This is a genomic window from Rhodococcus sp. Leaf278 (assembly GCF_001426085.1).
Classification (GTDB): Bacteria; Actinomycetota; Actinomycetes; order Mycobacteriales; family Mycobacteriaceae; genus Rhodococcoides.
The window spans coordinates 174,421-197,547 of the sequence record NZ_LMRR01000002.1 but is presented as its reverse complement, the minus strand read 5'-3'; the positions used below and the strand labels follow the sequence as shown (position 1 = coordinate 197,547).

Below are 23,127 nucleotides of genomic sequence, written 5' to 3'. Positions count from 1 at the left end.
CAAGAAAAGGACACTAAGCGTGGCGGGACAAAAGATCCGCATCAGGCTCAAGGCCTACGACCATGAGGCGATCGACGCGTCAGCGCGCAAGATCGTCGAAACGGTCACCCGTACGGGTGCCCGCGTCGTCGGACCGGTGCCGTTGCCGACAGAGAAGAACGTGTACTGCGTCATCCGTTCGCCGCACAAGTACAAGGACTCGCGCGAACACTTCGAGATGCGTACTCACAAGCGGCTCATTGACATCCTCGACCCGACACCGAAGACGGTCGACGCGCTCATGCGCATCGACCTGCCGGCCAGTGTCGACGTCAACATCCAGTGAGCGCGGAGACAACGATGACTGATAACAAGAATCGGCCTGCGACAGGAATTCTGGGCACCAAGCTCGGAATGACCCAGGTCTTCGACGAGAACAACCGCGTCGTTCCGGTGACCGTGATCAAGGCGGGCCCCAACGTGGTCACCCAGATCCGCACCCAGGAGCGTGACGGCTACAGCGCCGTCCAGGTCGCATTCGGTGCGATCGACCCGCGCAAGGTGAACAAGCCCACCACCGGCCAGTTCGAGAAGGCAGGTGTCACGCCGCGTCGCCACATCGTGGAGATCCGCGTTGCCGACGCCTCGCAGTTCGAGGTCGGCCAGGAGCTCACCGCTGCAGTGTTCGAGGACGGCGCATACGTCGACGTCACCGGCACCAGCAAGGGCAAGGGCTTCGCCGGAACCATGAAGCGTCACGGCTTCAAGGGTCAGGGCGCGAGCCACGGCGCACAGGCCGTGCACCGTCGCCCCGGATCCATCGGTGGCTGCGCAACGCCGGGCCGCGTATTCAAGGGAATGCGTATGTCCGGACGTATGGGTGGCGACCGCGTAACCACGCAGAACCTCTCGGTCCACAAGGTGGACAGCGAAAACGGTCTGCTGCTGATCAAGGGAGCGATCCCGGGCCGTCGCGGCAACGTCGTGATCGTCAAGTCTGCATTGAAGGGTGGTGCACGGGCATGACCAGCCTCGACAAGAAGACCGAAACCAACTTGACGCTGGACGTCAAAGAGGTCGGTGGCAAGACCAACGGAACCGTCGATCTGCCGTCGGCGATCTTCGACGCACCCGCGAACATCGCACTGCTTCACCAGGTCGTCATTGCGCAGCTCGCAGCGGCACGCCAGGGAACGCACTCCACGAAGACTCGTGGCGAGGTTCGCGGCGGTGGCAAGAAGCCGTACCGCCAGAAGGGAACCGGCCGCGCCCGTCAGGGCTCGACCCGCGCTCCCCAGTTCGTCGGTGGTGGCACGGTCCACGGACCGCAGCCGCGCGACTACAGCCAGCGGACTCCCAAGAAGATGAAGGCAGCCGCTCTGCGCGGTGCCCTGTCGGATCGGGCCCGCAGCGAGCGGATCCACGTGATCACCGAATTGGTTGCCGGACAGATTCCATCCACCAAGGGTGCGAAGACGTTCCTCGCCGAGCTCTCGGACCGCAAGAAGGTCCTGCTCGTCGTCGGACGCGAAGACACCGCGGCGTGGAAGAGCGTCCAGAACCTGGACGGCGTGCACCCCATCGCACCCGACCAGCTCAACACGTACGACGTGCTCAACGCCGATGACGTCATCTTCAGCGTGGAAGCGCTGAACACCTTCATCGCTGGGCCTGCAAAGAACGAGGAGGCAAGCAAGTGACCACGATCGCCGATCCCCGCGACATCTTGCTGGCACCGGTCATCTCCGAGAAGTCCTACGGACTGATCGAAGAAGGCACGTACACGTTCCTGGTGCACCCGGACTCGAACAAGACGCAGATCAAGATTGCCGTCGAGAAGATCTTCGACGTCACCGTGACCAGCGTCAACACGATGAACCGTCAGGGCAAGCGAAAGCGGACCCGGTTCGGTTACGGCAAGCGCAAGGACACCAAGCGCGCGCTCGTAACGCTCTCCGCTGACAGCAAGCCCATCGAGATCTTCGGAGGTCCGGTCGCGTAAGCGACTGGGACTCTTCGGATATAGAGGACGAGAAGACTCATGGCAATCCGTAAATACAAGCCGACAACCCCGGGCCGTCGTGGCTCCAGCGTGTCCGATTTCGCTGAGATCACGCGTTCGACCCCCGAAAAGTCGCTGATCCGCCCGCTGCACGGTCGCGGTGGACGTAACGCACACGGTCGTATCACCACCCGGCACAAGGGTGGCGGTCACAAGCGTGCGTACCGTCTCATCGATTTCCGTCGCAACGACAAGGACGGCGTGCCGGCCAAGGTCGCTCACATCGAGTACGACCCCAACCGCACCGCGAACATCGCACTGCTGCACTTTGCAGACGGCGAGAAGCGCTACATCGTCGCACCCAAGGGCATCGCCCAGGGCTCGCCGATCGAGCAGGGTGCCAATGCCGACATCAAGCCCGGCAACAACCTGCCCCTGCGCAACATCCCGACGGGTACGACCATTCACGCGGTCGAGCTCCGTCCGGGTGGTGGCGCGAAGATGGCCCGCTCCGCCGGAGCGAGCATCCAGCTCCTCGGTAAGGAAGGCCCCTACGCCACGCTGCGTATGCCGTCCGGTGAAATCCGACGCGTCGACGTGCGCTGCCGCGCAACCGTCGGCGAGGTCGGTAACGCCGAGCAGTCGAACATCAACTGGGGCAAGGCCGGCCGCATGCGCTGGAAGGGCAAGCGCCCGACCGTTCGTGGTGTCGTGATGAACCCGGTCGACCACCCGCACGGTGGCGGCGAGGGCAAGACCTCCGGTGGACGCCACCCGGTCAGCCCCTGGGGACAGCCGGAAGGCCGTACCCGCAAGAACAAGGCGAGCGACAAGCTCATTGTCCGTCGTCGTCGTACCGGCAAGAACAAGCGCTAGGAGGGAGTTCAGAATGCCACGCAGCCTGAAGAAAGGCCCGTTCGTAGACGATCACCTCCTCGCGAAGGTTGACGTCCAGAACGACAAGGGAACCAAGCAGGTCATCAAGACCTGGTCCCGTCGATCGACAATCCTGCCCGACTTCATCGGTCACACTTTCGCCGTCCACGACGGTCGCAAGCACGTACCGGTGTTCGTGTCCGACTCCATGGTCGGCCACAAGCTCGGGGAGTTCGCACCGACCCGCACGTTCAAGGGTCACATCAAGGACGACCGGAAGGCGAAGAGGCGATGACCAACTTCACCCCCACCGCCAATCCGACTGCCAAGGCCGTAGCGAAGCACGTTCGCGTCACGCCGATGAAGGCACGTCGCGTCGTGGATCTGGTTCGTGGGCGCTCCGTCGAGGACGCGCTCAACATCCTCAAGTTCGCGCCGCAGGCAGCGAGCGAGCCGGTCGCCAAGGTGATCGCGTCCGCAGCCGCCAACGCCGAGAACAACCTGGATCTCGATCCCAGCACGCTGATCGTCGCCACTGCATTCGTCGATGAGGGCACGACCCTCAAGCGATTCCAGCCGCGCGCTCAGGGCCGGGCATTCCGGATCCGTAAGCGCACCAGCCACATCACGGTGATCGTCGAAAGCCTGCCCAAGACCGGCGGAACGTCTCGTAACCGTCGTAAGGGCCAGGCGTCCAAGGAAGGGGCTCAGTAGTGGGTCAGAAAATCAACCCGCACGGCTTCCGCTTGGGTATCACCACTGACTGGAAGTCGCGTTGGTACGCAGACAAGCAGTACTCGGAGTACGTCAAGGAAGACGTCGAGATCCGCAAGCTCCTCGCCACCGGCATGGAGCGCGCGGGTATCGCCAAGGTCGAGATCGAGCGCACTCGTGACCGTGTTCGCGTGGACATCCACACGGCACGTCCGGGCATCGTCATCGGTCGTCGTGGTGCCGAGGCCGACCGCATCCGCGGAGCTCTCGAGAAGCTGACCGGCAAGCAGGTCCAGCTCAACATCCTCGAGGTCAAGAACGCCGAGTCCGAGGCTCAGCTCGTGGCTCAGGGTGTTGCCGAGCAGCTCAGCAACCGCGTCGCATTCCGTCGCGCAATGCGTAAGGCCATCCAGTCGGCCATGCGTCAGCCGAACGTCAAGGGCATTCGTGTTCAGTGCTCCGGTCGTCTCGGTGGCGCAGAAATGTCGCGCTCGGAGTTCTACCGCGAGGGACGCGTTCCCCTGCACACGCTCCGTGCCGACATCGACTACGGGCTGTACGAGGCCAAGACCACCTTCGGCCGCATCGGCGTGAAGGTCTGGATCTACAAGGGCGACATCGTCGGCGGACGGCGTGAACTCGCTGCCGCTGCGGCTCCGGCCGCCGGTGCAGACCGTCCCCGTCGTGAGCGTCCCACTCGTCCGCGTCGCAGCGGTGCCTCGGGCACCACGGCGACCAGCACCGAGGCCGGCCGCGCGGCATCCGCAACCGAGGCTCCGGCCTCGACCGAGCCCACTCAGGAGGGCTGACGCATGTTGATCCCCCGCCGGGTCAAGCACCGCAAGCAGCACCACCCGAAGCGTTCGGGTGCCGCCAAGGGCGGAACTCAGGTGACATTCGGTGACTACGGCATCCAGGCTCTCGAGCCCGCCTACATCACCAACCGTCAGATCGAGTCCGCTCGTATCGCGATCACTCGCCACATCAAGCGTGGCGGCAAGGTCTGGATCAACATCTTCCCGGACCGCCCGCTCACCAAGAAGCCTGCCGAGACCCGCATGGGTTCCGGTAAGGGTTCGCCCGAGTGGTGGATCGCGAACGTCAAGCCGGGCCGGGTGCTCTTCGAGCTGTCGTACCCCGACGAGACCATCGCGCGTGAGGCACTGACTCGCGCCATCCACAAGCTGCCCATCAAGGCACGCATCATCACCAGGGAGGAGCAGTTCTGATGGCTACCGGAACCCCAGCCGCAGAGCTCCGCGAGCTCACCGGTGAAGAGCTGGTCACCAAGCTGCGTGAGTCGAAGGAAGAGCTGTTCAACCTTCGTTTCCAGATGGCTACCGGCCAGTTGGACAACAACCGTCGACTGCGCGTGGTGCGCCACGAGATCGCGCGTATCTACACGGTGCTCCGCGAACGTGAGCTCGGCTTGGCCTCTGGTCCTTCCGAGGACACAGCAGGTGACGCAGCATGAGCGAGGAAAAGACTGTGACTGAAGAGCGCAACAACCGCAAGGTTCGGATCGGCTACGTCGTATCCGACAAGATGGAAAAGACGATCGTGGTCGAGCTCGAGGACAGGGTCAAGCACCCCCTGTACAGCAAGATCATCCGTCGTACCACCAAGGTCAAGGCACATGACGAGAAGGGTGACGCCGGCGTAGGCGATCGCGTTCAGCTCATGGAGACCCGCCCGCTGTCCGCCACGAAGCACTGGCGACTGGTCGAGGTTCTCGAAAAGGCCAAGTAAGCACCGAGTGCTGGAGGAGCCCATTCCCGGGTCAACCGGGGATGGGCTCTTTCGTGTTCTGACCCCGAGGTAGGAAGAGCGTTCGATGGACGAGAACCGACGCGAGGGCGTGACTGTCGTCATCCCCGTCCGCAATGCGGTCGCGACCCTGGGAGCCCAACTGGACGCCCTGGCGGTACAGGTTGGCGTCACCGACTTCGAGGTGATCGTCAGCGACAACGGCTCGACCGATGGGCTGCGGGAGTTTCTCGACGCGCGCCCGAACGACTCCGGTCTGCAAGTCCGGTACGTCGATGCGTCCGGTTCTGTGGGAGTCTCCCATGCTCGCAATATTGGAGCATCAGTTGCCCGAACAGATTTGCTGGCGTTCTGCGACGCCGATGACGTCGTCCGCCCCCGGTGGTTGAGCGAATTGGTCGCCGTCGCCTCGACGACAGATCTGGTGAGTGGCTCGCTGGACACGTCGAAGGTCAATCCTCCTGCGGTCTATCGTCGCCGTCCGATGACGCCCTCCGACGCGGGGTTCCACACCGACTTTCTGCCGTATGCCCCCGGCTGCAATTTCGCGGTGTGGGCCGATGTCTTTTTTGCCGTGGACGGTTTCGACGAAACTTTGACCGATGCGGGCGAAGACCTGGACTTCTCCTGGCGTGTACAACTGGCCGGGTTCCGGCTCGCACACGCATTGGCTGCCACCGTGGACTACCGCCTCAGGCCCACGATGCGCCAGTTCTTCTCACAGGCACGCAGATATGCGGTCGGTGATGTTCAGCTGTACCTGGCCTACCGCGAATACGGGTTCGTCGGTCTGTCCGTCAGCGTGTTTTCGAAGCACGTGTTGCGGCTGTTGGTAACCAATCCTCTTGTGCCGCAATGGTTGTCCCGGGCGCCGCGTGAACGATGGATTGCAGCAGTGGCTGTGGCCGCCGGTCACGTGCAGGGGTCGATCCGGTATCGAACGCTTTTCCTGTGAGCGCGAATCACCTGCCGAGCAGGCCACCGAGCGCCCCGCCGACACCGGCCTGCTCTCCGCTGCCTGCTCCGCCGATCACCCCGCCGGGTGGCTGTTCGGATGGCTGCACGACGACAAATCCCTGACCTGAGAACTCGAGGGTGAATCGCTCACCGGTCGAACGGCCGATCAGTGTTCCGAGTCCGAACGAATCGTTCTTCTTCACCCGTGTCTGCAAGGACGACGACCAGGCAACCGCAGCCTGTGGGTCTGCGAATGTGGGCTGATCGACGTTCAGCACCACCGGCACACCGTCGGTCGTGATGGCGATCCGCCCACGTCCGGTGAATACACAATTGAAGAAGCCCGCGTTGCCACCTGCCGCCGCGCCCTGGACTCGTTTGATGTCGTAATTCAGCGAGGACTCGAAGGCGAGGACGTTGGCACCGTTGATGGTCAATCCATCCGTTCCGTCCAGGTCGATCAGGTGGACGTCCTGCGCAGCGTTGGCGAGGAAGAGATCCCCCTGGCCCGATACCTTCATCAACGGCACGCCCTCTCCGGACAAGGCCTGCTTCAAGGCGCGCCCTATACCCCCGGAGCCCTTTGCCTCGAACTGCAGATTGCCCTGGTAGGCAACCATCGAACCTGCTCGGGCCATGATGTCGCCGTTCATGCCGACCCGGCACATCTTGCTGCCCTGCTTCTGAATACCGGATCCGGGAACCTCGGCGTGTACGGGCTGGAACAGTTCGCTTCTCATGGCCAGAACTCCTTGGTGGGCAGGTGAATCGACGGGCAAGTCGGCGTTGTGAGAGGGGCTTGTCGTCGATGCCTCGGGTAGCGGTTGCTCGTCGTCTTCGATGGTGATCCCGAAAGCGGTGGCCAGTCCGGCCAACCCGTCCGCGTACCCCTGGCCGACAGCGCGGATCTTCCACTGCTCGGCGCGCCGGTAGAACTCGAGGCACACCAGAGCGCTTTCGTCCCCGAGAGCATCGGCTGCGAACCCTACGACCGCTGTACCCGACGCGTCGGAGACCGTCACCGACGTGGGACCTGCCGCGGCAAATGTTGCCGGACCGCTCCCGTCGAGCGAGGCTGCGATGGCGACGGTCTCGACGTCGAGAGGAACCGCCGACGGATCCAACCGGACGAGATGGCCGGATGGCGTCCGTTGATACTCCACACCCGCGCCGGCCGGCTGGTTGTAGAACACCAGATCTGCGTCCGACCGCACTCGACCGTCCAACCCGAGCAGCAGGGCCGATACATCCACGGAGGTCGAGGCGGCGAGCGTCACCGTCAGGGGACCGGACGGTGCGGGGCAGTTCTCCCCGCGAGCGAGGTTTTTCATCGGATCCAGTGTGCCAGTGTCGGACGCTTGCTGTCAGGAACGCGCCAGTTCGATGACTTCTTCCTCGGTCGGTGGGCTCTTGGGGTGGTACGACAGGCACAGGGGAGTGGCCGTGCGCCGGAACTCGGCACCTTCCACGGCCGCGTAGAACTGACCGGCGGGCAGCCGCCCGACGTCGGGAACAGAACCGCCCTTGACTCGCGCCATCTCCTTGGCCGCATCGACTTGCGACGGACTGTTCAGCAGACCGTAGAACTGAGTCGACGCATTGCCCGCAATGCGGTTGTGCAGGCCCTTCGGAGCCTGGGTCGCAAACACCAGGCCGAGTCCGTACTTGCGTGCCTGCGAAGCCAGAGCGAGGGTGCTGTGTGTCGCCGCAGTCGTCCTGTCCGACGGCGCGAAGTTCTGTGCCTCGTCCATGACGAACAGTCCGCCCAGCGGCCGGTCCCCCGCCGGATTCTTCTTTATCCAGGCGAACAAGCCCATCTGCAACTGGTTGACGAAGCTCTGCTTCTGTTCGTCGGTGGTCAAACCAGCAAGGTTGATCACCGACACCCTGGCCTTCTTGCCCTCGACAGGCGTCAGCAGAACTGCCGGATCGACCGGTGTCCCTGCCCCGGCGAACATCGGATCGTTCGCGGCGGCGGCTTTGAGATTCTCGGCCAGCCCGGCAGCGATGCGTACGGCGTCGCGCATTTCGCTGCCGTCCTCGGGGAATTCCTCGAGCAAGTCGATGAAGTCGGTGAGATTGCCACCGTGCGGCCGTCGACCGAACAGATCCAGTGCCGACTTCAGCACGGCCCGACCGTGTTTGGCCTTCTGTGACGTACCGAGAACGCCGGCGGCCGGCTCGAGCGAGGCCAGTGCGGACTCGACGGAGGCCTCGAACTCGTCGGCGTCGCCGAGGACGCTGACGAAATCGGGAAGCGGTTGGAAACTGAGCGGGCGACCGGCAGACTTCCGTGGCGTCCAGACCACGACATCGGTGTCGCGCAGATACGCCGTCGCCTTGGCTTCGTCCCCCGGCGGCCAGGTTCGCTCGTCCTCCGGCCATGCGGTGCCGAGCCGAGCCAGGTCGTTGTTGACGTCGAGTACGATCGCCGAAACGCCCTGCAGCGCACACTCTTCCACCAGTCGGCGGATAAGCACCGTCTTGCCGGAGCCGGAGCCCGCGAAGATAGCTGTGTGCTTGCGCAACGCTTCGAGGGGCACAGCGACGTCGGCCCCGGTGCTCAATTCGGCACCCACCACGATGGACGGCCGACGCGACGCGGTCGGTGCCGAAGCCGTGATCGGTGCCTCCGGTTCGATGAGCGCCGTGTCGTCGTCGACGACACTCACGGCAGGCAACACCGCCCCGAACAATTCGACGTCGTGTGCCGGCTTGCGCGCGAGCAGCCAGGAGGTGAGTGCGGGGGAGTTCTCGCTCAACAGGGTCGACAACGCCGCCAAAGCCCGCCGGTCCTCGTCGCCGAGGGGTACAACGACGCCACCGGCACGACGCAGCGCCGCGATTGTCTGCTCGGTCTTCGCGCCGTTGGGCCACGGGTCGTTCCTGATCAGAATCAACCGCCGCTTGGGCATGTCGACGCGAAGTCCTGCCGTGGTCACTGCGCGCTCCACTCGGGCCAGTGCGGCCCGAGCGTTGCCGGACGTCACCGCACGGAAGCACCAATGCTCCTCGTCGTCCGTGTCGGTATCGACGGTGTGGCGTAGCCGAGCGTGTAGGGCAGGTTTGCCGCTCGGGGGCGGGTCCTGCGCCAGACTGTCGTCGGACGACTGATGTTCGTGAATCCAGGCGGTCAGACCCGCGGACAGCAGAGCGGGAACGATCGAGTCCTCACTGTCGGGTCGCAGGGGGACGGTCACATCGACCTGTTTGCGAAGTTCTTCGTAGCGATCGTCGAGCAAAGCGAGTTCGTCGACCCGTGCTTTCGGGAGGTCCGGCGCGTCCGCGGGCCCGGACTTATCCGTGAAACTCTCCAATTCCGATGCGACGCCGGTGTCGAGGCAGTGCCGGATGTGGCGGTCGACGGCGATGAGCAGCTGACGCGGAGTGAAGTCCGGGGCTTGCTCGAACGCGTCCGGGGCCACCGGCCACGTCGGGTGCGGCGGAGTGAAGCCGGCTTCGAGGAAGCAGGCTGCCAGGCGCCGGCCGAGCAGCAGGCGACCGACGTCCGACGATGGAATCGGCTTGAGCGACTGAGTGACTCGGAAACGGTCACGCATGGGAGCGACTCCGCGGGCGGCGATCAGTTCCCACGCACTCGACAGGGCCGACAGCACCGAGGCGGTGCGGGGGAGTGTCTCGCGCAGAGACATCAGCCCGTGCGCCAGCTGTTCGACTACCTTGTCCTCCTGCGCGTCGGCGAACTCCTGATCGGATCCGGTGCGCGACTGGGCGACGAGAGTGTCGATCTGGTCGATCGCGAGAATGGTCGGGCCGGTGATCGCGAGCAGTCGCGAAATGTTCTCGGCGATGCCCTGATGGCCGAGCTCGGCACGGCGAATTCCCCATCCCGAGAACTCCTCGGGATCGACGTCGTCGATGGACTGCAGGTATGCATCGCCCAGGTCCTGAACTGCGGAGTCCGGGGCAATGGACAGCACCAGCGCGCGCAGTGTGTGCTGCGACGTCCGGCGATGGCGGGGGTGCACCTTGTACACCGCGGTGACAAAGGCATCGAGTGTCTCGGCATCGATCATGTTCTCGCCCATGATCTTTGCGCGCTGGTCCTCGGACATGTCGCCGATCTCGCACAGGCGTCGGAGCAGCAAATCGAGCTGACTGTCGGATCCTCGTCCGGACGGGCGCATCAGGTCGTCGAGCATCCCCATCAGCGTCGAGCGCCAGAATCCGGCGGCATCGAGGAGCCGGATCAGGAAGAAGTACCCGCCTTTGAGCTGTACTTCCTCACGCACCTGACCCAGTAGGTGCGTCTTGCCCGAGCCCGCAGGCCCGCGTACGACGACACCGAGAGGGCTGGCGTCGTCGGACGCGTCTGCGTCGTCGTACGCATTCATCACTTCGAGGAACACCCGCTCGTGCATCCCCGGCACGTGCACGTTCGACTGCGAACGCCACACGTCGTCGGGTGTCGGTGCCCAGCTCAGCCGCACCGATTCGAGAGCTCGGATCTGCTCGTTGTCCGTCATCGTCGACTCAACGCCCATCATGCTTCGATCGAGAGAAGGTGGTTCTGCTGATTACCGACGACGACGGCGGCAGCACGTTCCTCGTCCGTCAGTGTCTTCTGATTCTCTTCGGGGATCAGCGAGACGTCCGGCGCCCGACGCAGACGGGTGAGAGCGTCGTCGAGATCGGTTCTCGGTATGTCGTGCAACTCGTTTCGCAGTCGCGAGAGTCGAACTGTGCTGCCGGGTTCGCGTGCGAGCCGCGCGTAAGCACCGCGAATACTGGCCTCGAGGTCGACGGTCTCGTCGGACTTCTCGGGTGCCGGTTCGGTCGCAGGCTCGTCACCGCGGGGCGAGAACACATCCGCCGGACGGCTGTCGGTCCGATCGAGCCATCGACGCAAGCCGGCCAGCACGGTGAACATCGCCTTACCGGCTCCGGTCGATCGAGCCGGGGGTTCCCCGCCGATGAGTTCGCCGCACGTGCGCCATCCCTTGTCGGTCAGTTCGAGCGTCATCGGGCGAACCGAGGTGTTCACCTCGATCAGACCGGCGTTCTTCAACTTGTCGCGAGAAGGCTTCGCCAATTCGGGACCCATCGTTTTGAGTTCGGAATTCTTGACCGGACTCGCTTCGGCCATCAGGACCAGTAGCACTGCTGCTTCGGTCCCGTTCAGTTCTTCGGTACTCATCGAGGATCCCCCTTCGATCGTCTTCTCGATACTGCCTCGCGGATGGTAGCGACAGCGCGGTGCGGGTCGTCCATCACCTGAGCGTTGGTGAACCGCAACACGATGTAACCGTGGGTCTGCAGTTGGTTGTCGCGCACGCGGTCCTCGGCGAAACGCTCGGGTGCTCGGTGTTCGTTGCCGTCGATCTCGACGACGACTCTCTCGGTGCGCCACAGTACGTCGACTGTGAAAGGTCGGCTCAGTTCGCCGAGCCGGATCGAGCGATTGTGCTCCCGCCCGGTGGCCCACTCGTGCACGTCCAGCGCGCGATAGAGGCGTTTTTCCGGATCGCTGGCCGGGTGCGGGTATCCGGCGATCGGTGGATAGCTGAGTGGGCGGAAGCGATCGAGGACGGTGCTGACGCCGGTGGGCACTGCGGGTGCACGAACCGACACCGACGGGAACCGATCCATGCCCGACGCTCCGTCCCCGATAACCCATACCGCCATCCCGGCGTGCGTACACAGCCACTCGGCCGCAGTGGCGGCGACATCGGCATCGACTCCCGTGGGTACGACCAACACGAGCGCGGCGGAACTGCGCCCTTGCGCAACCGCAAGCAATCGCGCCGAACCTGCTGCCCTGGTTTCGACTGTGAACGCTGCACGACGCGGCAAGCGCCCGTCGACGGCGGCGTCGGCGAGAGCTCCGACGTAGGGCCCGAAGTGCACGGTATCGGCGGCCAGCCGCACAGCTGCCGTGCGCGCGGCGCGCCGATCCAATGTGGACGTGCCCGACTGGTGGTCGAATTCCGGAAGCCAGAGTTCAGCCGAGTCCGCTGCCGCGTTCTCCAGTTGGTCGACCACGGCATCCACGAGGTCGACAGTCCGTTTCGCGGACGCAGGCTCGAGTGCGAAGAAAACGATTGCAGGCGCAGCGGTGGGCAGCGGGTTCACCGAATCGGCGAGTTCGCGTTCGGTGGCACCACGTACCCGAACGACTCGATCCACGGGTAGGCCGGACCACCAACCCGCGGTAACGTCGTCCGACGTCATCGCCCCGCCTCGACGATCCGAAGATGCTCCATCTCCGAAACCGTACCGAGAGTTCCGAGTCTGCAGACGACTGCTGTGACCGGGCGAGCACGATTTGGATCCGGGTGGCACGTTCCCCTACACTTGACCGGTTGCCTGCGGCAGCGGTGTGTCTTCGTGCGCCCGTGCCCGGCAGCCGACCGCGCGTGTCGGGACGGAAATCCGGCACGTACGTACATCCAGGTCAAGGAGAAGTGAGTGATTCAGCAGGAGTCGCGAGTACGCGTCGCTGATAACACGGGCGCAAAGGAAATCCTTTGCATCCGCGTTCTCGGTGGCTCGTCACGTCGCTACGCCGGAATCGGCGACATCATCGTAGCTACGGTGAAAGACGCCATCCCCGGTGGAAACATCAAGAAGGGTGAGGTCGTCAAGGCCGTCATCGTCCGCACCGTCAAGGAGCGTCGCCGTCCGGATGGCTCGTACATCCGTTTCGACGAGAACGCTGCTGTGCTGATCAAGCCGGACAACGATCCCCGTGGAACCCGTATCTTCGGCCCGGTCGGCCGTGAGCTGCGCGAGAAGAAGTTCATGAAGATCGTTTCGCTCGCCCCGGAGGTGCTGTAAATGAAGGTGCACAAGGGCGACACCGTTCTCGTGATCGCAGGCAAGGACAAGGGTGCCAAGGGCAAGGTCATTCAGGCCTACCCCGCTGACTCCAAGGTTCTGGTCGAGGGCGTGAACCGCATCAAGAAGCACACCGCGGTCTCCGCCAACCAGCGCGGCGCATCCTCGGGTGGCATCGTCACTCAGGAAGCCCCGATCCACGTATCGAACGTCGCAGTGGTCGACTCGGACGGAAACCCCACTCGCGTGGGCTACCGGACCGATGAGGAATCCGGCAAGCGCGTTCGTGTTTCCCGCAAGAACGGGAAGGACATCTGAGATGACTACCACCGAAAACATCGCCGGCGAACAGCCCCGCCTCAAGGCGCGCTACCGCGCCGAGATCAAAGACGCCCTGAACACCGAATTTGCATACGAGAACGTCATGCAGATCCCCGGCATCGTCAAGGTCGTCGTCAACATGGGTGTCGGCGACGCCGCCCGTGACGCCAAGCTGATCAACGGTGCAGTTGCCGACCTCGCTGCCATCACCGGCCAGAAGCCGGAGATCCGCAAGGCTCGCAAGTCCATCGCACAGTTCAAGCTGCGCGAAGGAATGCCCATCGGCGCACGCGTCACCCTCCGTGGCGACCGCATGTGGGAGTTCCTCGACCGTCTGGTCTCCATTGCCCTTCCCCGAATCAGGGACTTCCGCGGCCTCTCGGGCACGCAGTTCGACGGCAACGGAAACTACACGTTCGGCCTCAACGAGCAGTCGATGTTCCACGAGATCGACGTGGACAAGATCGATCGTCCGCGCGGTATGGACATCACCGTAGTAACCACCGCAACCAACAACGAAGAAGGCCGCGCGCTGCTCAAGCACCTCGGCTTCCCGTTCAAGGAGAACTGAGTCCATGGCGAAGAAGGCATTGGTCAACAAGGCCAACAAGAAGCCGAAGTTCGCGGTGCGTGCATACACTCGCTGCAACCGCTGCGGCCGTCCCCATTCCGTGTTCCGCAAGTTCGGCCTCTGCCGTATCTGCGTGCGCGAAATGGCACACGCCGGAGAGCTTCCCGGAGTTCGCAAGAGCTCCTGGTGATCTGAGGCCCTCGGGCTTCACCACACCACGCTGATGGGCGTGGGTTCCGAATGGAACCCACGCCCATTTTGCGTTGCTCAGGTCCTGACGGTCACGCCGACCACACGTCGTGTCGTAGCCCCAGAGAGCGGACCAGACTTACCGCTGCATGATGGTCCTGGCGGTCGACGATCAGCAGCAGGCCACGGTCGGACATCGCCGATGCGAAAACGTCGGTGGAGACGGTTCGACATCCGGGTGACATATCCGGGTCTCCGAGTTCCCGATAGGTGTCGGCAATCGCCACTACGTCCTCGACCGGATCGAATCCCCAGACTGTAACGAAATGTCCCACGTTCCAATCGAATTCGGTCAGCCCTCTGGTATGCACATTCGCCACCAGGCCGAAGCGGAACGGCCTGTCGCCGAGGCGGTCAAGAAGGGCGCGCAGTCCGTCGGTAGCGGGTCCCATGACCGGAACCACGGCGACGCGATGATCGGTTGCAGTCTCGATGCCTTCCGCGAGACCTGCCGCAGTGGTCCCGGCCGAATCGATCGATGCGGCCCTCGGCAGTACATCCCACCCACCGGTGAGTCGAGGGGTTCCGGGAGGGCGGCCCGAGTCGATCTCGCCCGGCCAGATCGCAGACCTCGATGCGACCGCGAGTGTTGTCACGTCCGGTGCGTCGTAGCCCATGACGGCCGTCAGTGCCACCGAAGCCGAGAACGGCCCGCAGAGTTGATCCGGTTGCGGCAGAACATGATCGAGAGTCGAAACAATGGCGCTTGCCCCGGCAAACCGTCGCAGCATCTCAGTAGATCCAGCGCAACGATTCGAGCAGTTCGTCCTCGGTATGGCTCTCCGCCCACGTGGCATCGGCGTCCCGGCAGGCAACGAATGCGCCCAGAAGTTCCTCGCCCAACACGTCTCGGACCAGAGCTGACGACAGTAGATTCTCGCGCTGCTGCGCGTGGGTCGTTGCGAGAGGCGAGATCCCCGCGGCCTCGCGACGAGCATCGTCCCAACCTCCCACGTCCTCCTGCACCGGTGACGGCAACTGCGCCGAATCCGCCACTCCCGACAGGCCGGCCGCGATCGTGACGGCCAGCGCCAGATAGGGATTGGCGGACGCGTCGCATGCCTTCAACTCGACGTTCGTGTGTTCCGGGCCGAGAAGGGGAGTGGCCGGTACGAGTCGCACTGCAGCCTCACGGTTTTCGACGCCCCAGAACCCGAAGGCACCTGCCCAGTAGCCCGGTCGACGACGCAGCAGCGACCCCGAACTCGGTGCCGTGATGGCAGTGAGTCCCGGGAGTTCTCGAACGAGGCCTGCGATGTACGCCCGCCCGGTGTCGGACAGTCCGTACTCTCCATCGCCCGTCAAGGCGTTGTGTCCGCCCCGAACCAGGGAAGTGTGCAGGTGCCACCCGTTACCCGCACTGCTCGACGAGGGCAGGGGAGCAAAGCTTGCCCTCAGCCCCTGGGCTCGTGCTGCTGCATGGATGGTCTGCCGCGCGAGAACTTGCGCATCGGCTGCAGCAAGTGGATCGAGTGGACTCAGTGCGATCTCCAGCTGGGAGCCGCCGTACTCGGCATGAATCTGACCGATGTCGAGGCCGTTCGCAGACAACGCCTCGAGCAATAGGACGACGAATTCGTCGACATCGCGGAGTGCGTTCGCGGAGTACGCAGGTCCGCGATGTGCGGATAGTCCGTCCGATTCTCGGGTCAGGGCGAACTCGATCTCGAATCCGGCCCGGACCTCGAAACCGGCATCGGACGCCTTCTGCACCTGCCGCTCGAGAACAGCGCGTTGGTCGTAGGGCCAGGGAGAGCCGTCCGCCGAGACCTGTCGTCCGTGTACCCAGGCAAGCCCCGGTTGGCCGGCGAGCGCGACCACGCTCGCCAAGGTGTCGACCACCGGAATCAACCGAACATCGCCGGACGGAGTCGACAGTCCATCGTGGGCGAATGTGATCCCGTCGTGCGAATCGAACACCGCGAAGACTGCGGTAACTCCTACTCCACGCCGTGCGGCGGCGGTCAGTTCTGCGGTGGGTACGGTGCGCGATCGGACAATGCCGTTGTTGTCGACCCAGCCGATGGTCACCCCCGCGATGTTGCGGTCGCGGAGAGTGTGGGTGAGGTGGTCGATGTCGACTGCCTTCGAGTCCGTCATGGTCCGACGTTAGCGAAGAAGTAGGAGTTCGGGTGTCCAACTGGGTCTGCGGATTGCGAAATGGCTGGGCTGCGCGTGTGCCGCGCCGAACTGACCGGTTGCCCGCGCTTCATCGTCTCTGCGGTGGAGTCCAGAGCGGCGTCGACGCGGCGTGAGTCTCACGGACGACATTGGAACAGGGTTGGAACGTGCCCGAGGCTTGTATCTGAACCTCCGGGCCGTGTCAGGGCGCGTTGTGATGTTAGGTGCCGAGCGACAGTTTCTCGTTGTCGACAGTCATGTTCTCGAGCACGTGAATTTCGGGCCTGGTTTCAGTCGTGTTACAGCTGGCCTCCAGGTGTCAGACTGCCCTTCCTCAGTCGGTGAACAGGCCGATGAAGTACTCGTTATCGGAGCTGATCCTGAAATCGCCCTCGATGTACTTCGCGAACTTCGGCACGTCGGCCAATGCGACTGGATATGGTCCCATTTCTAAGGGAAGGCCACCTTCATCGACGTCGATCAGCTCTCTGATCCCGTCCCCTGTAATAGCGACCAGGCGATAGCTGTTTGCGATCGAATCGGTTCGTCTATCATAAGATTCCAAATACCACATACCGTCTCTCTAATTCCGAATCGATCTGGTCGGCCTCGGTCCCTCCTCGAACCGCATGTCTTCCGGCCGTGGAGTGTCACATTTATTTCGGTTCAGCGCGAAATGAAGCTTCGTACGAATGTCCTGGTACTCCCTACGATGGGCTATTCAGCAAGGAATGAGACCCAATACTCACAATCGGGGTCCGCCTTGATGGGAGTCCGGGCGTATTGCGCGAACTCGCGAACGAGATCGAGCGGAACATCATTGGAGCGAACTGCAACCGGCAAGTCGAAGTGATTGTCGTCGATACCTAATATTCTCTTCACTATGTCGACAGTCATATCGTTAAGCAGATGGATCTCGGTCCGCTCGTCGGTCGCGTTAGTGAACGCTTCTAGGTACCACATACCGAAATCTCGCTTTCAATTTGACCCGTACCGAATTGGATTTGTTAGCTGTAAATCTCTACAGCGTTTTGAAGAACGCATGCTCTTTCAGATGTTGAGCCGAAGCATAACCGGGCTTGCACTCCTTTTCTTACTGTACGACTTTGCCGTGCGGAAGGTGATGTAATTTAACGCTTACTGGTTATTTCGGTCGTCGATTTTCGGCTTGGGCGAAGCCTGCATCCTCATTGGGGTCGAGGCAAATCAGATTTATTCGGGTTCGGCGAGGAAGGATACTTCGTACGAATGTCCATCCTTTGCATCTAACGGACGTTGCATGTATCTAGCAAAGGCGGGTACCTTCTCGGCCGGCACATCGTTTTGACCGACCGCAACGGGCAGGTCGAAGTCGCTGTCATCGATCTGCAGGGTATTTTTGACAATTTCGACGGTCATGTCGCGTAGTAGATGCATCTCTGTCTGCACTTCGGTTGCATCATCGAATTCTTGTAAATACCACATATTGCCTCCTAGAGGTATTGATTCTGTTGTGCTAGTTCTTATTTTGGTGTTATTGTTGCCTAGCTTTTCGCGGATGTTCAGGGTTTTGGGATGTTGGGCGGCCAGTTGCTTACCGTCCCGGCTTGCGACTGGGGTCTGGAGGCTTGGTTTGCACCCCGGTATTGGGATCGTATTCCCCCAAGTGTTTACCGTTCTTGCTGTATTTCTCCACTGCGCCGTGCTGATAGTCCCATTCGTAGACATTTCCTTTGTCGTCGGTCCAGCGCTTCCGTCCGTTCATGGGCTTGGTGTACTTTGCGCCGGGAAAGCCCGGCAAACCCGCTTTGGGTGGAGGGTTGTAGTGCCAATTGGTTCCGCCGGTGTTTGCGTTGAAGGTCGTCGGACTTGCTTGTAGGAGCGGTTGCACGTCCAATGCAATTCCAATGGCCGCCGCCCCGGTTGCCACAGTGACACCGACGGCAATTGCCGACGCCGCTTCCACTCCGGTGAGGACGGCGATGACACTTCCGGCGATGACGCTGCCCGTCGCGCCAGTAACCGCGACCGTTCCCACGCCGAGTGTGAAGAAGCCGGCAACTGCAGCGGCGATCGTGCCGGCAACGATGGCCGTCCCCACGATATCGATGACGCTCTGGTGAGCCTCCTGAATGGTGGTGGCCCACTCGCCGCAAGCGCTCGCGAGTATGTCGAATTGGTCGGCGGTGTTCTGCGCAGCGATGTAGACGCCGTCCATCTGGGCGAGGACCTGCGGCATTTCGTCGGAGGAAAGGTCCTCGACGTCGGTCCATGCGGAGTTCGTGGCGTCGCTCGCTCGGCGTAGCCCCTCGGCGGCGGTGCACCACGCGCTTCCGAGACCCCGGAGCTTGTCCGGATCGCCGTTGGGCCACATGTGGCCCTGTAGCCATCGCGTGATCAGGCCCCACCCCATGGGAGCGTCGGTGTCGCCGCCGTAGGAACCGTTGAAGCGCGGTGTATCCGTATGAGGAAGTTGTGGGGGAGCGGGTAGCGGTGGGGGCGGCGGAACGGTGTTCGCATTCTCCGCGTTGGCGTGGTTCACGCCGGTTGCCGCCAGCAGATCATGAAGTTTGCCGAACGCATTCGTGATGTCGGTTGCTGCGGAAACTGCGTCGAATGCTGCGGAATCGTAACTGTCGGCCCAAGACTTTCCGGCGTTGTCGGTGCCTGCGCAGCCCCAGTTGCGGTCGAGTTCCGCGGCGAGGTCCGCTATCGCGCCGCTCGATATGGTCTTGGCGCTGCCGTACCGGGAAGCCGCATCGGCAAGGATGTCCGGGTCGACGCTGATCGGGGCCATCAGGGCCACATTCGCTTGTTGTGGTCCACGGCTGCGCGGTAGCGATCATGGGCGCCTCGTGCCAGCGTGCCGAGTTGGGCGAGCGCGGTTCGCATATCGTTCAGTTCCTGCCGGAGTAGCTCGTGCTTCGAGCGGTGCGCCTCGGCCGCTTCGCCCTCCCATTCGATGCCGAGATCCTTGACCTCGCGCTCGACATCGGCGATAGCGGATTCGATCGTGGCTCCAACTACATGCGCGCGATCGACAAGAGCGAGAATCCGCTCGACGTCGGCGACATAGCGTGCCATCACCGGTCCAACCGCAGGCCGGAATCCATCTCGTGCGCGTCGATCTTCTTGTCCGCTGCGGCGTAGTCGATTGCAACGCGATCGAGCAGCGCAGCGTCCTCGCTCAGCGCGCCACACATCTTCCGAGCCGAATCGACCCATTCCGCCCACAGAACTGCGTGGGAATCGGCCGCGTTGCCCGTCCAGGAGGACTCCATCAACTCGTCGGCGTCACGGCGGATGAGGTCGATGTCGTCCCACAGCGCATCGGCGAGACCGGACATTCGGGCTGCGGCTCGACGTGTGCGGTCCGGATCGGCTCTCACAGCGTCTTCTGGGACGGACCCGGCCACGGCCGGACGCCGACCGTTTCGAAAAGACCTTTCGAATGCATCGAACCCCCCGGAGCGATGGAATGATGTCGGAAGGCTACTGCATCGAACCTACGAACTCGTCCGTGCCTGCGCGGGGTGCTCCTCGAGCACTACCACGATCGATTTTGAGAATGGCACCCGGTTCCCTACACTAGAGCGGTTGCCCGGGCTTCGTCGTGCCTGCACGCGAGTCCTTGCAATACAACAAACGCAACCTCGAGCACTCCGTACGTCAGCATTGAACATGCGGAAGCTCGTAACACCTGGCAGTGCAGCGATGCATTGCTTGGAGCGCAACCCCTGACCGGCAACAGTCGGTCAGGACATGTTCACTTCGCTGTAGGCCCACGATGTGACGAGCCAGGCCCGGCGGGTTCCCCGGAACCCACAGGCACCAGCCCGCGCGTGCTGCATGGGAACCGCTGCGAGAAAGGTGCACAGGTCACACCATGACGATGACCGATCCAATTGCAGACTTCTTGACTCGTCTGCGCAACGCCAATTCGGCGTACCACGACGAGGTGAAGCTTCCCCACTCGAAGCTCAAGGCGAACATCGCCGAGATCCTCAAGCGCGAGGGCTACATCTCCGATTACCGCACGGAAGACGCCGAGGTGGGCAAGACCCTCATCGTCGATCTGAAGTACGGCCCGAGCCGTGAGCGCAGCCTCGCCGGCGTGCGACGCGTCTCCAAGCCCGGTCTCCGGGTGTACGCAAAATCCACCAATCTGCCCAAGGTTCTCGGCGGCCTGGGCGTGGCGATCATCTCCACGTCCACTGGTCTGCTCACGGAGCGTCAGGCTGCCAAGCAGGGTGTGGGCGGAGAAGTCCTCGCCTACGTCTGGTAGGGGAGGCCACCACCATGTCACGTATTGGAAAATTGCCGGTCCCAGTCCCCGCTGGCGTCGATATCACCATCGACGGCCAGGACGTTGCGGTCAAGGGCCCCAAGGGTGCCCTGAGCCTGACAGTCGCCGAGCCCATCAAGATCGCACGCGCCGACGACGGCACCATCGCCGTCACCCGGCCGGACGACGAGCGTAAGAGCCGCTCGCTGCATGGTCTCTCGCGCACACTCGTTGCGAACCTCATCACCGGTGTCACCAACGGTTACACCACCAAGATGGAGATTCACGGCGTCGGTTACCGCGTCGTACTCAAGGGCAAGGACCTCGAGTTCGCACTCGGTTACAGCCATCCCGTGCTGATCGAAGCACCCGAGGGCATCACGTTCACGGTCGAGTCGCCCACGCGATTCACCGTTGTCGGCATCGACAAGCAGAAGGTCGGTCAGATCTCTGCCAACATTCGTCGTTTGCGGCGTCCGGACCCGTACAAGGGCAAGGGCATCCGCTACGAGGGTGAAGTGATCCGCCGCAAGGTCGGAAAGACGGGTAAGTGATATGAGCCAGCAAACAGCAGACAAGGCGAACGTCGTCAAGCGCACACCGCGCGGCACCGACGTTTCGACGAAGCGTCGCCTGTCGAAGGCACGTCGTCACTTCCGCCTTCGCAAGAAGATCTCCGGAACGCCCGAGCGTCCGCGCTTGGTCGTCAACCGGTCCTCGCGTCACATCCACGTGCAGTTGATCGACGACCTCGCCGGCCACACGCTGGCCAGCGCGTCGAGCATCGAAGCCGATGTGCGCGCACTCGAGGGCGACAAGAAGGCCGTCAGCGCGAAGGTCGGCGAGCTCATCGCCAGCCGTGCGAAGGCAGCCGGCGTCGAGGCAGTCGTGTTCGACCGCGGCGGCAACAACTACAGCGGCCGCATCGCGGCACTCGCAGACGCTGCCCGCGAAGGCGGGTTGACGTTCTGATGATGACAATGACTGACAACGGAAGGACAGCCTGATGCCGGGACGTCAACGGCGTGACGGCGGAAGCGGCCCCGCCGGACAGAACAGTGGCCCCAACGCAGGTGGCGACAACAACCAGCGCGGCGACAACCGCGGTGGTGGCGGTCGTGACCGTCGTGACAACGGCCGTGGCGGCAACGCTGCGGACAAGTCGAACTTCATCGAGAAGGTCGTCACGATCAACCGCGTCTCCAAGGTGGTCAAGGGTGGTCGACGCTTCAGCTTCACCGCCCTCGTCATCGTCGGTGACGGCAACGGACTGGTCGGCGTCGGCTACGGCAAGGCCAAGGAAGTTCCCGCGGCCATCCAGAAGGGTGTCGAGGAGGCTCGTAAGAGCTTCTTCCGCGTCCCGATGATCGCCGGCACCATCACGCACCCCATCCAGGGCGAAGCCGCTGCCGGCGTCGTCATGTTGCGGCCGGCCAGCGCCGGTACCGGCGTCATCGCCGGTGGCGCTGTGCGCGCAGTGCTGGAGTGCGCCGGTGTCCACGACGTGCTGTCGAAGTCGCTCGGTAGCGACAACGCCATCAACGTCGTGCACGCGACCGTCGCAGCCCTCAAGGGTCTGCAGCGTCCCGAGGAAGTTGCGGCTCGCCGCGGCCTGACCCTCGAAGAGGTTGCACCCGCCGGAATGCTGCGCGCACGCGCACAGGCAGGAGCGGTGAAGTAATGGCTCAGCTGAAGGTCACTCAGATCAAGAGCACCATCGGCCAGAAGGCGAACCAGCGTGACAGCCTGCGTACTCTCGGGCTCAAGGGCATCCGCCAGACGGTCGTCCGCGAGGACAACCCGCAGAACCGCGGACTGGTCAACACGGTGCGCCACCTCGTAACTGTTGAGGAGGTCTAACCATGACCATCAAACTGCACCACCTGCGCCCCGCAGCCGGATCCAAGTCGACGAAGATTCGCGTCGGCCGTGGTGAAGGTGGCAAGCGCGGCAAGACCGCAGGTCGCGGTACCAAGGGAACCGGCGCACGCAAGAACGTGCCGGCACGCTTCGAGGGTGGCCAGATGCCCCTCCACATGCGGCTCCCGAAGCTCAAGGGCTTCACCAACCGCAACCGTGTCGTGTTCCAGGTCGTGAACCTGCGCGACATCGAGCGTCTGTTCCCCGAGGGTGGCCAGATCGGTATCCCCGAGCTGATCGCCAAGGGAGCTGTTCGCAAGAACGAGCTCGTCAAGGTTCTCGGAGACGGAAACCTCACCGTGAAGGTCGATATCTCGGCCAACAAGTTCACGGGCTCTGCCAAGGAAAAGATCGCCGCTGCCGGCGGTTCTGCAACCGAGGTATGAGCATTGCTTCGATGTGCTGAGTAGCAGCGCTTCGAGCATCAGTTCGTGACGATGGCCGCAGCCACAGCTCTTGCAGCTGAGCTGCGGCCATCGTTGCCTACACAGAATGTCGTGTCCATCGACCGATCGGCCGGGTCCAACACTGACCGTCGGGCGGTTCGATGCGCACTGTTAGAGTTCTAGAGTTCAGAGAAGTTCGTAT

Annotated in this window: 34 protein-coding genes; 22 read left to right on the top strand and 12 right to left on the bottom strand. The window is 63.1% G+C overall.

Annotated features, from left to right (window positions below; all coding sequences use genetic code 11):
• The first annotated feature begins 19 nt into the window (after window positions 1–19).
• From rpsJ to ASG84_RS03715, 12 genes are all read left to right on the top strand, one after another.
• Window positions 20–325, top strand: a complete 306-nt coding sequence (gene rpsJ, locus ASG84_RS03770) for a 30S ribosomal protein S10 (RefSeq protein ID WP_003938093.1) — start codon at window positions 20–22, stop codon at window positions 323–325.
• Window positions 326–339: 14 nt separating this feature from the next.
• The gene (gene rplC, locus ASG84_RS03765; protein WP_027496309.1) at window positions 340–1,005 is read left to right on the top strand and encodes a 50S ribosomal protein L3; all 666 of its coding nucleotides are present in this window, start codon (window positions 340–342) and stop codon (window positions 1,003–1,005) included.
• Complete coding sequence (gene rplD, locus ASG84_RS03760) at window positions 1,002–1,679, top strand: 50S ribosomal protein L4 (RefSeq protein ID WP_032404662.1); 678 nt, start codon at window positions 1,002–1,004, stop codon at window positions 1,677–1,679. Before rplC ends, rplD begins: the two co-directional genes overlap by 4 nt.
• A complete protein-coding gene (gene rplW / locus ASG84_RS03755) occupies window positions 1,676–1,981 on the top strand; it encodes a 50S ribosomal protein L23 (protein WP_027496310.1) in 306 nt (101 codons plus the stop codon). The genes rplD and rplW overlap by 4 nt, the downstream gene beginning before the upstream one ends.
• Window positions 1,982–2,020: 39 nt before the next feature.
• Window positions 2,021–2,857: a 50S ribosomal protein L2 gene (rplB, locus tag ASG84_RS03750; RefSeq protein WP_008718311.1), complete on the top strand. Its 837-nt coding sequence runs from the start codon at window positions 2,021–2,023 to the stop codon at window positions 2,855–2,857.
• Window positions 2,858–2,870: 13 nt separating this feature from the next.
• Window positions 2,871–3,152 carry a 30S ribosomal protein S19 gene (rpsS, locus tag ASG84_RS03745; protein WP_008718309.1) on the top strand — a complete coding sequence of 94 codons (282 nt, stop codon included), beginning with the start codon at window positions 2,871–2,873 and terminating at the stop codon, window positions 3,150–3,152.
• Window positions 3,149–3,571, top strand: coding sequence for a 50S ribosomal protein L22 (gene rplV, locus ASG84_RS03740; RefSeq protein WP_027496311.1), 423 nt, complete (start codon window positions 3,149–3,151; stop codon window positions 3,569–3,571). Before rpsS ends, rplV begins: the two co-directional genes overlap by 4 nt.
• Entirely contained in the window at window positions 3,571–4,380 is an 810-nt protein-coding gene (gene rpsC, locus ASG84_RS03735) for a 30S ribosomal protein S3 (protein ID WP_027496312.1), read from the top strand. Before rplV ends, rpsC begins: the two co-directional genes overlap by 1 nt.
• A gap of 3 nt (window positions 4,381–4,383) precedes the next feature.
• Complete coding sequence (rplP, locus tag ASG84_RS03730) at window positions 4,384–4,800, top strand: 50S ribosomal protein L16 (protein ID WP_027496313.1); 417 nt, start codon at window positions 4,384–4,386, stop codon at window positions 4,798–4,800.
• A complete protein-coding gene (gene rpmC / locus ASG84_RS03725; RefSeq protein WP_032376634.1) occupies window positions 4,800–5,045 on the top strand; it encodes a 50S ribosomal protein L29 in 246 nt (81 codons plus the stop codon). Before rplP ends, rpmC begins: the two co-directional genes overlap by 1 nt.
• Entirely contained in the window at window positions 5,042–5,320 is a 279-nt protein-coding gene (gene rpsQ, locus ASG84_RS03720) for a 30S ribosomal protein S17 (protein ID WP_032397542.1), read from the top strand. Before rpmC ends, rpsQ begins: the two co-directional genes overlap by 4 nt.
• 85 nt (window positions 5,321–5,405) lie before the next feature.
• A complete protein-coding gene (locus ASG84_RS03715; RefSeq protein WP_057475676.1) occupies window positions 5,406–6,293 on the top strand; it encodes a glycosyltransferase in 888 nt (295 codons plus the stop codon).
• Window positions 6,294–6,300: 7 nt separating this feature from the next.
• Here ASG84_RS03715 and ASG84_RS03710 read toward each other — a convergent pair whose 3' ends face one another.
• From ASG84_RS03710 to ASG84_RS03695, 4 genes are read right to left on the bottom strand one after another with little or no spacing between them, the layout of a single operon-like run.
• The gene (locus ASG84_RS03710; RefSeq protein ID WP_057475675.1) at window positions 6,301–7,626 is read right to left on the bottom strand and encodes an AIM24 family protein; all 1,326 of its coding nucleotides are present in this window, start codon (window positions 7,624–7,626) and stop codon (window positions 6,301–6,303) included.
• A 33-nt stretch (window positions 7,627–7,659) separates the two neighbouring features.
• The gene (locus tag ASG84_RS03705; protein ID WP_057475798.1) at window positions 7,660–10,782 is read right to left on the bottom strand and encodes an ATP-binding protein; all 3,123 of its coding nucleotides are present in this window, start codon (window positions 10,780–10,782) and stop codon (window positions 7,660–7,662) included.
• 17 nt (window positions 10,783–10,799) lie between these two features.
• Window positions 10,800–11,453, bottom strand: a complete 654-nt coding sequence (locus tag ASG84_RS03700; RefSeq protein WP_057475674.1) for a hypothetical protein — start codon at window positions 11,451–11,453, stop codon at window positions 10,800–10,802.
• Window positions 11,450–12,487 carry an endonuclease domain-containing protein gene (locus ASG84_RS03695; RefSeq protein ID WP_057475673.1) on the bottom strand — a complete coding sequence of 346 codons (1,038 nt, stop codon included), beginning with the start codon at window positions 12,485–12,487 and terminating at the stop codon, window positions 11,450–11,452. Before ASG84_RS03695 ends, ASG84_RS03700 begins: the two co-directional genes overlap by 4 nt.
• Before the next feature lie 237 nt (window positions 12,488–12,724).
• Between ASG84_RS03695 and rplN the strand changes: the two genes are divergently transcribed.
• From rplN to ASG84_RS03675, 4 genes are read left to right on the top strand one after another with little or no spacing between them, the layout of a single operon-like run.
• Complete coding sequence (gene rplN, locus ASG84_RS03690; RefSeq protein WP_008718280.1) at window positions 12,725–13,093, top strand: 50S ribosomal protein L14; 369 nt, start codon at window positions 12,725–12,727, stop codon at window positions 13,091–13,093.
• Window positions 13,094–13,411, top strand: a complete 318-nt coding sequence (rplX, locus tag ASG84_RS03685; RefSeq protein WP_008718278.1) for a 50S ribosomal protein L24 — start codon at window positions 13,094–13,096, stop codon at window positions 13,409–13,411.
• A 1-nt stretch (window position 13,412) separates the two neighbouring features.
• The gene (gene rplE / locus ASG84_RS03680; protein WP_008718275.1) at window positions 13,413–13,985 is read left to right on the top strand and encodes a 50S ribosomal protein L5; all 573 of its coding nucleotides are present in this window, start codon (window positions 13,413–13,415) and stop codon (window positions 13,983–13,985) included.
• A gap of 4 nt (window positions 13,986–13,989) precedes the next feature.
• The gene (locus ASG84_RS03675) at window positions 13,990–14,175 is read left to right on the top strand and encodes a type Z 30S ribosomal protein S14 (RefSeq protein WP_008718273.1); all 186 of its coding nucleotides are present in this window, start codon (window positions 13,990–13,992) and stop codon (window positions 14,173–14,175) included.
• A 91-nt stretch (window positions 14,176–14,266) separates the two neighbouring features.
• On the opposite strand, the gene ASG84_RS03670 is transcribed toward ASG84_RS03675, so the two are convergent.
• The 8 genes from ASG84_RS03670 to ASG84_RS03635 all read right to left on the bottom strand — a co-directional run bounded on the left by ASG84_RS03670 (window position 14,267) and on the right by ASG84_RS03635 (window position 19,723).
• Complete coding sequence (locus ASG84_RS03670) at window positions 14,267–14,965, bottom strand: DUF6885 family protein (protein ID WP_057475672.1); 699 nt, start codon at window positions 14,963–14,965, stop codon at window positions 14,267–14,269.
• 1 nt (window position 14,966) lies between these two features.
• The gene (locus ASG84_RS03665) at window positions 14,967–16,334 is read right to left on the bottom strand and encodes a glutamine synthetase family protein (RefSeq protein WP_057475671.1); all 1,368 of its coding nucleotides are present in this window, start codon (window positions 16,332–16,334) and stop codon (window positions 14,967–14,969) included.
• Window positions 16,335–16,689: 355 nt separating this feature from the next.
• Window positions 16,690–16,929, bottom strand: a complete 240-nt coding sequence (locus ASG84_RS03660) for a DUF7683 domain-containing protein (protein ID WP_057475670.1) — start codon at window positions 16,927–16,929, stop codon at window positions 16,690–16,692.
• Window positions 16,930–17,072: 143 nt separating this feature from the next.
• Entirely contained in the window at window positions 17,073–17,318 is a 246-nt protein-coding gene (locus ASG84_RS28695) for a DUF7683 domain-containing protein (RefSeq protein WP_057475669.1), read from the bottom strand.
• A 249-nt stretch (window positions 17,319–17,567) separates the two neighbouring features.
• The gene (locus ASG84_RS03650; RefSeq protein ID WP_156399370.1) at window positions 17,568–17,819 is read right to left on the bottom strand and encodes a DUF7683 domain-containing protein; all 252 of its coding nucleotides are present in this window, start codon (window positions 17,817–17,819) and stop codon (window positions 17,568–17,570) included.
• A 109-nt stretch (window positions 17,820–17,928) separates the two neighbouring features.
• Window positions 17,929–19,131, bottom strand: coding sequence for a colicin E3/pyocin S6 family cytotoxin (locus ASG84_RS03645; protein WP_082520776.1), 1,203 nt, complete (start codon window positions 19,129–19,131; stop codon window positions 17,929–17,931).
• Window positions 19,131–19,418 carry a WXG100 family type VII secretion target gene (locus tag ASG84_RS03640; protein ID WP_057475666.1) on the bottom strand — a complete coding sequence of 96 codons (288 nt, stop codon included), beginning with the start codon at window positions 19,416–19,418 and terminating at the stop codon, window positions 19,131–19,133. Before ASG84_RS03640 ends, ASG84_RS03645 begins: the two co-directional genes overlap by 1 nt.
• Window positions 19,418–19,723, bottom strand: a complete 306-nt coding sequence (locus tag ASG84_RS03635; RefSeq protein WP_156399369.1) for a WXG100 family type VII secretion target — start codon at window positions 19,721–19,723, stop codon at window positions 19,418–19,420. The genes ASG84_RS03640 and ASG84_RS03635 overlap by 1 nt, the downstream gene beginning before the upstream one ends.
• Before the next feature lie 497 nt (window positions 19,724–20,220).
• Between ASG84_RS03635 and rpsH the strand changes: the two genes are divergently transcribed.
• From rpsH to rplO, 6 genes are read left to right on the top strand one after another with little or no spacing between them, the layout of a single operon-like run.
• The gene (rpsH, locus tag ASG84_RS03630) at window positions 20,221–20,619 is read left to right on the top strand and encodes a 30S ribosomal protein S8 (protein ID WP_008718266.1); all 399 of its coding nucleotides are present in this window, start codon (window positions 20,221–20,223) and stop codon (window positions 20,617–20,619) included.
• Window positions 20,620–20,633: 14 nt separating this feature from the next.
• The gene (rplF, locus tag ASG84_RS03625; RefSeq protein WP_032376650.1) at window positions 20,634–21,173 is read left to right on the top strand and encodes a 50S ribosomal protein L6; all 540 of its coding nucleotides are present in this window, start codon (window positions 20,634–20,636) and stop codon (window positions 21,171–21,173) included.
• A gap of 1 nt (window position 21,174) precedes the next feature.
• The gene (gene rplR / locus ASG84_RS03620) at window positions 21,175–21,591 is read left to right on the top strand and encodes a 50S ribosomal protein L18 (protein WP_032365631.1); all 417 of its coding nucleotides are present in this window, start codon (window positions 21,175–21,177) and stop codon (window positions 21,589–21,591) included.
• A gap of 34 nt (window positions 21,592–21,625) precedes the next feature.
• A complete protein-coding gene (gene rpsE / locus ASG84_RS03615; protein ID WP_032365630.1) occupies window positions 21,626–22,300 on the top strand; it encodes a 30S ribosomal protein S5 in 675 nt (224 codons plus the stop codon).
• A complete protein-coding gene (gene rpmD / locus ASG84_RS03610; RefSeq protein ID WP_008718256.1) occupies window positions 22,300–22,479 on the top strand; it encodes a 50S ribosomal protein L30 in 180 nt (59 codons plus the stop codon). The genes rpsE and rpmD overlap by 1 nt, the downstream gene beginning before the upstream one ends.
• A gap of 2 nt (window positions 22,480–22,481) precedes the next feature.
• Entirely contained in the window at window positions 22,482–22,925 is a 444-nt protein-coding gene (gene rplO / locus ASG84_RS03605) for a 50S ribosomal protein L15 (protein WP_027496326.1), read from the top strand.
• Window positions 22,926–23,127: the final 202 nt, after the last annotated feature.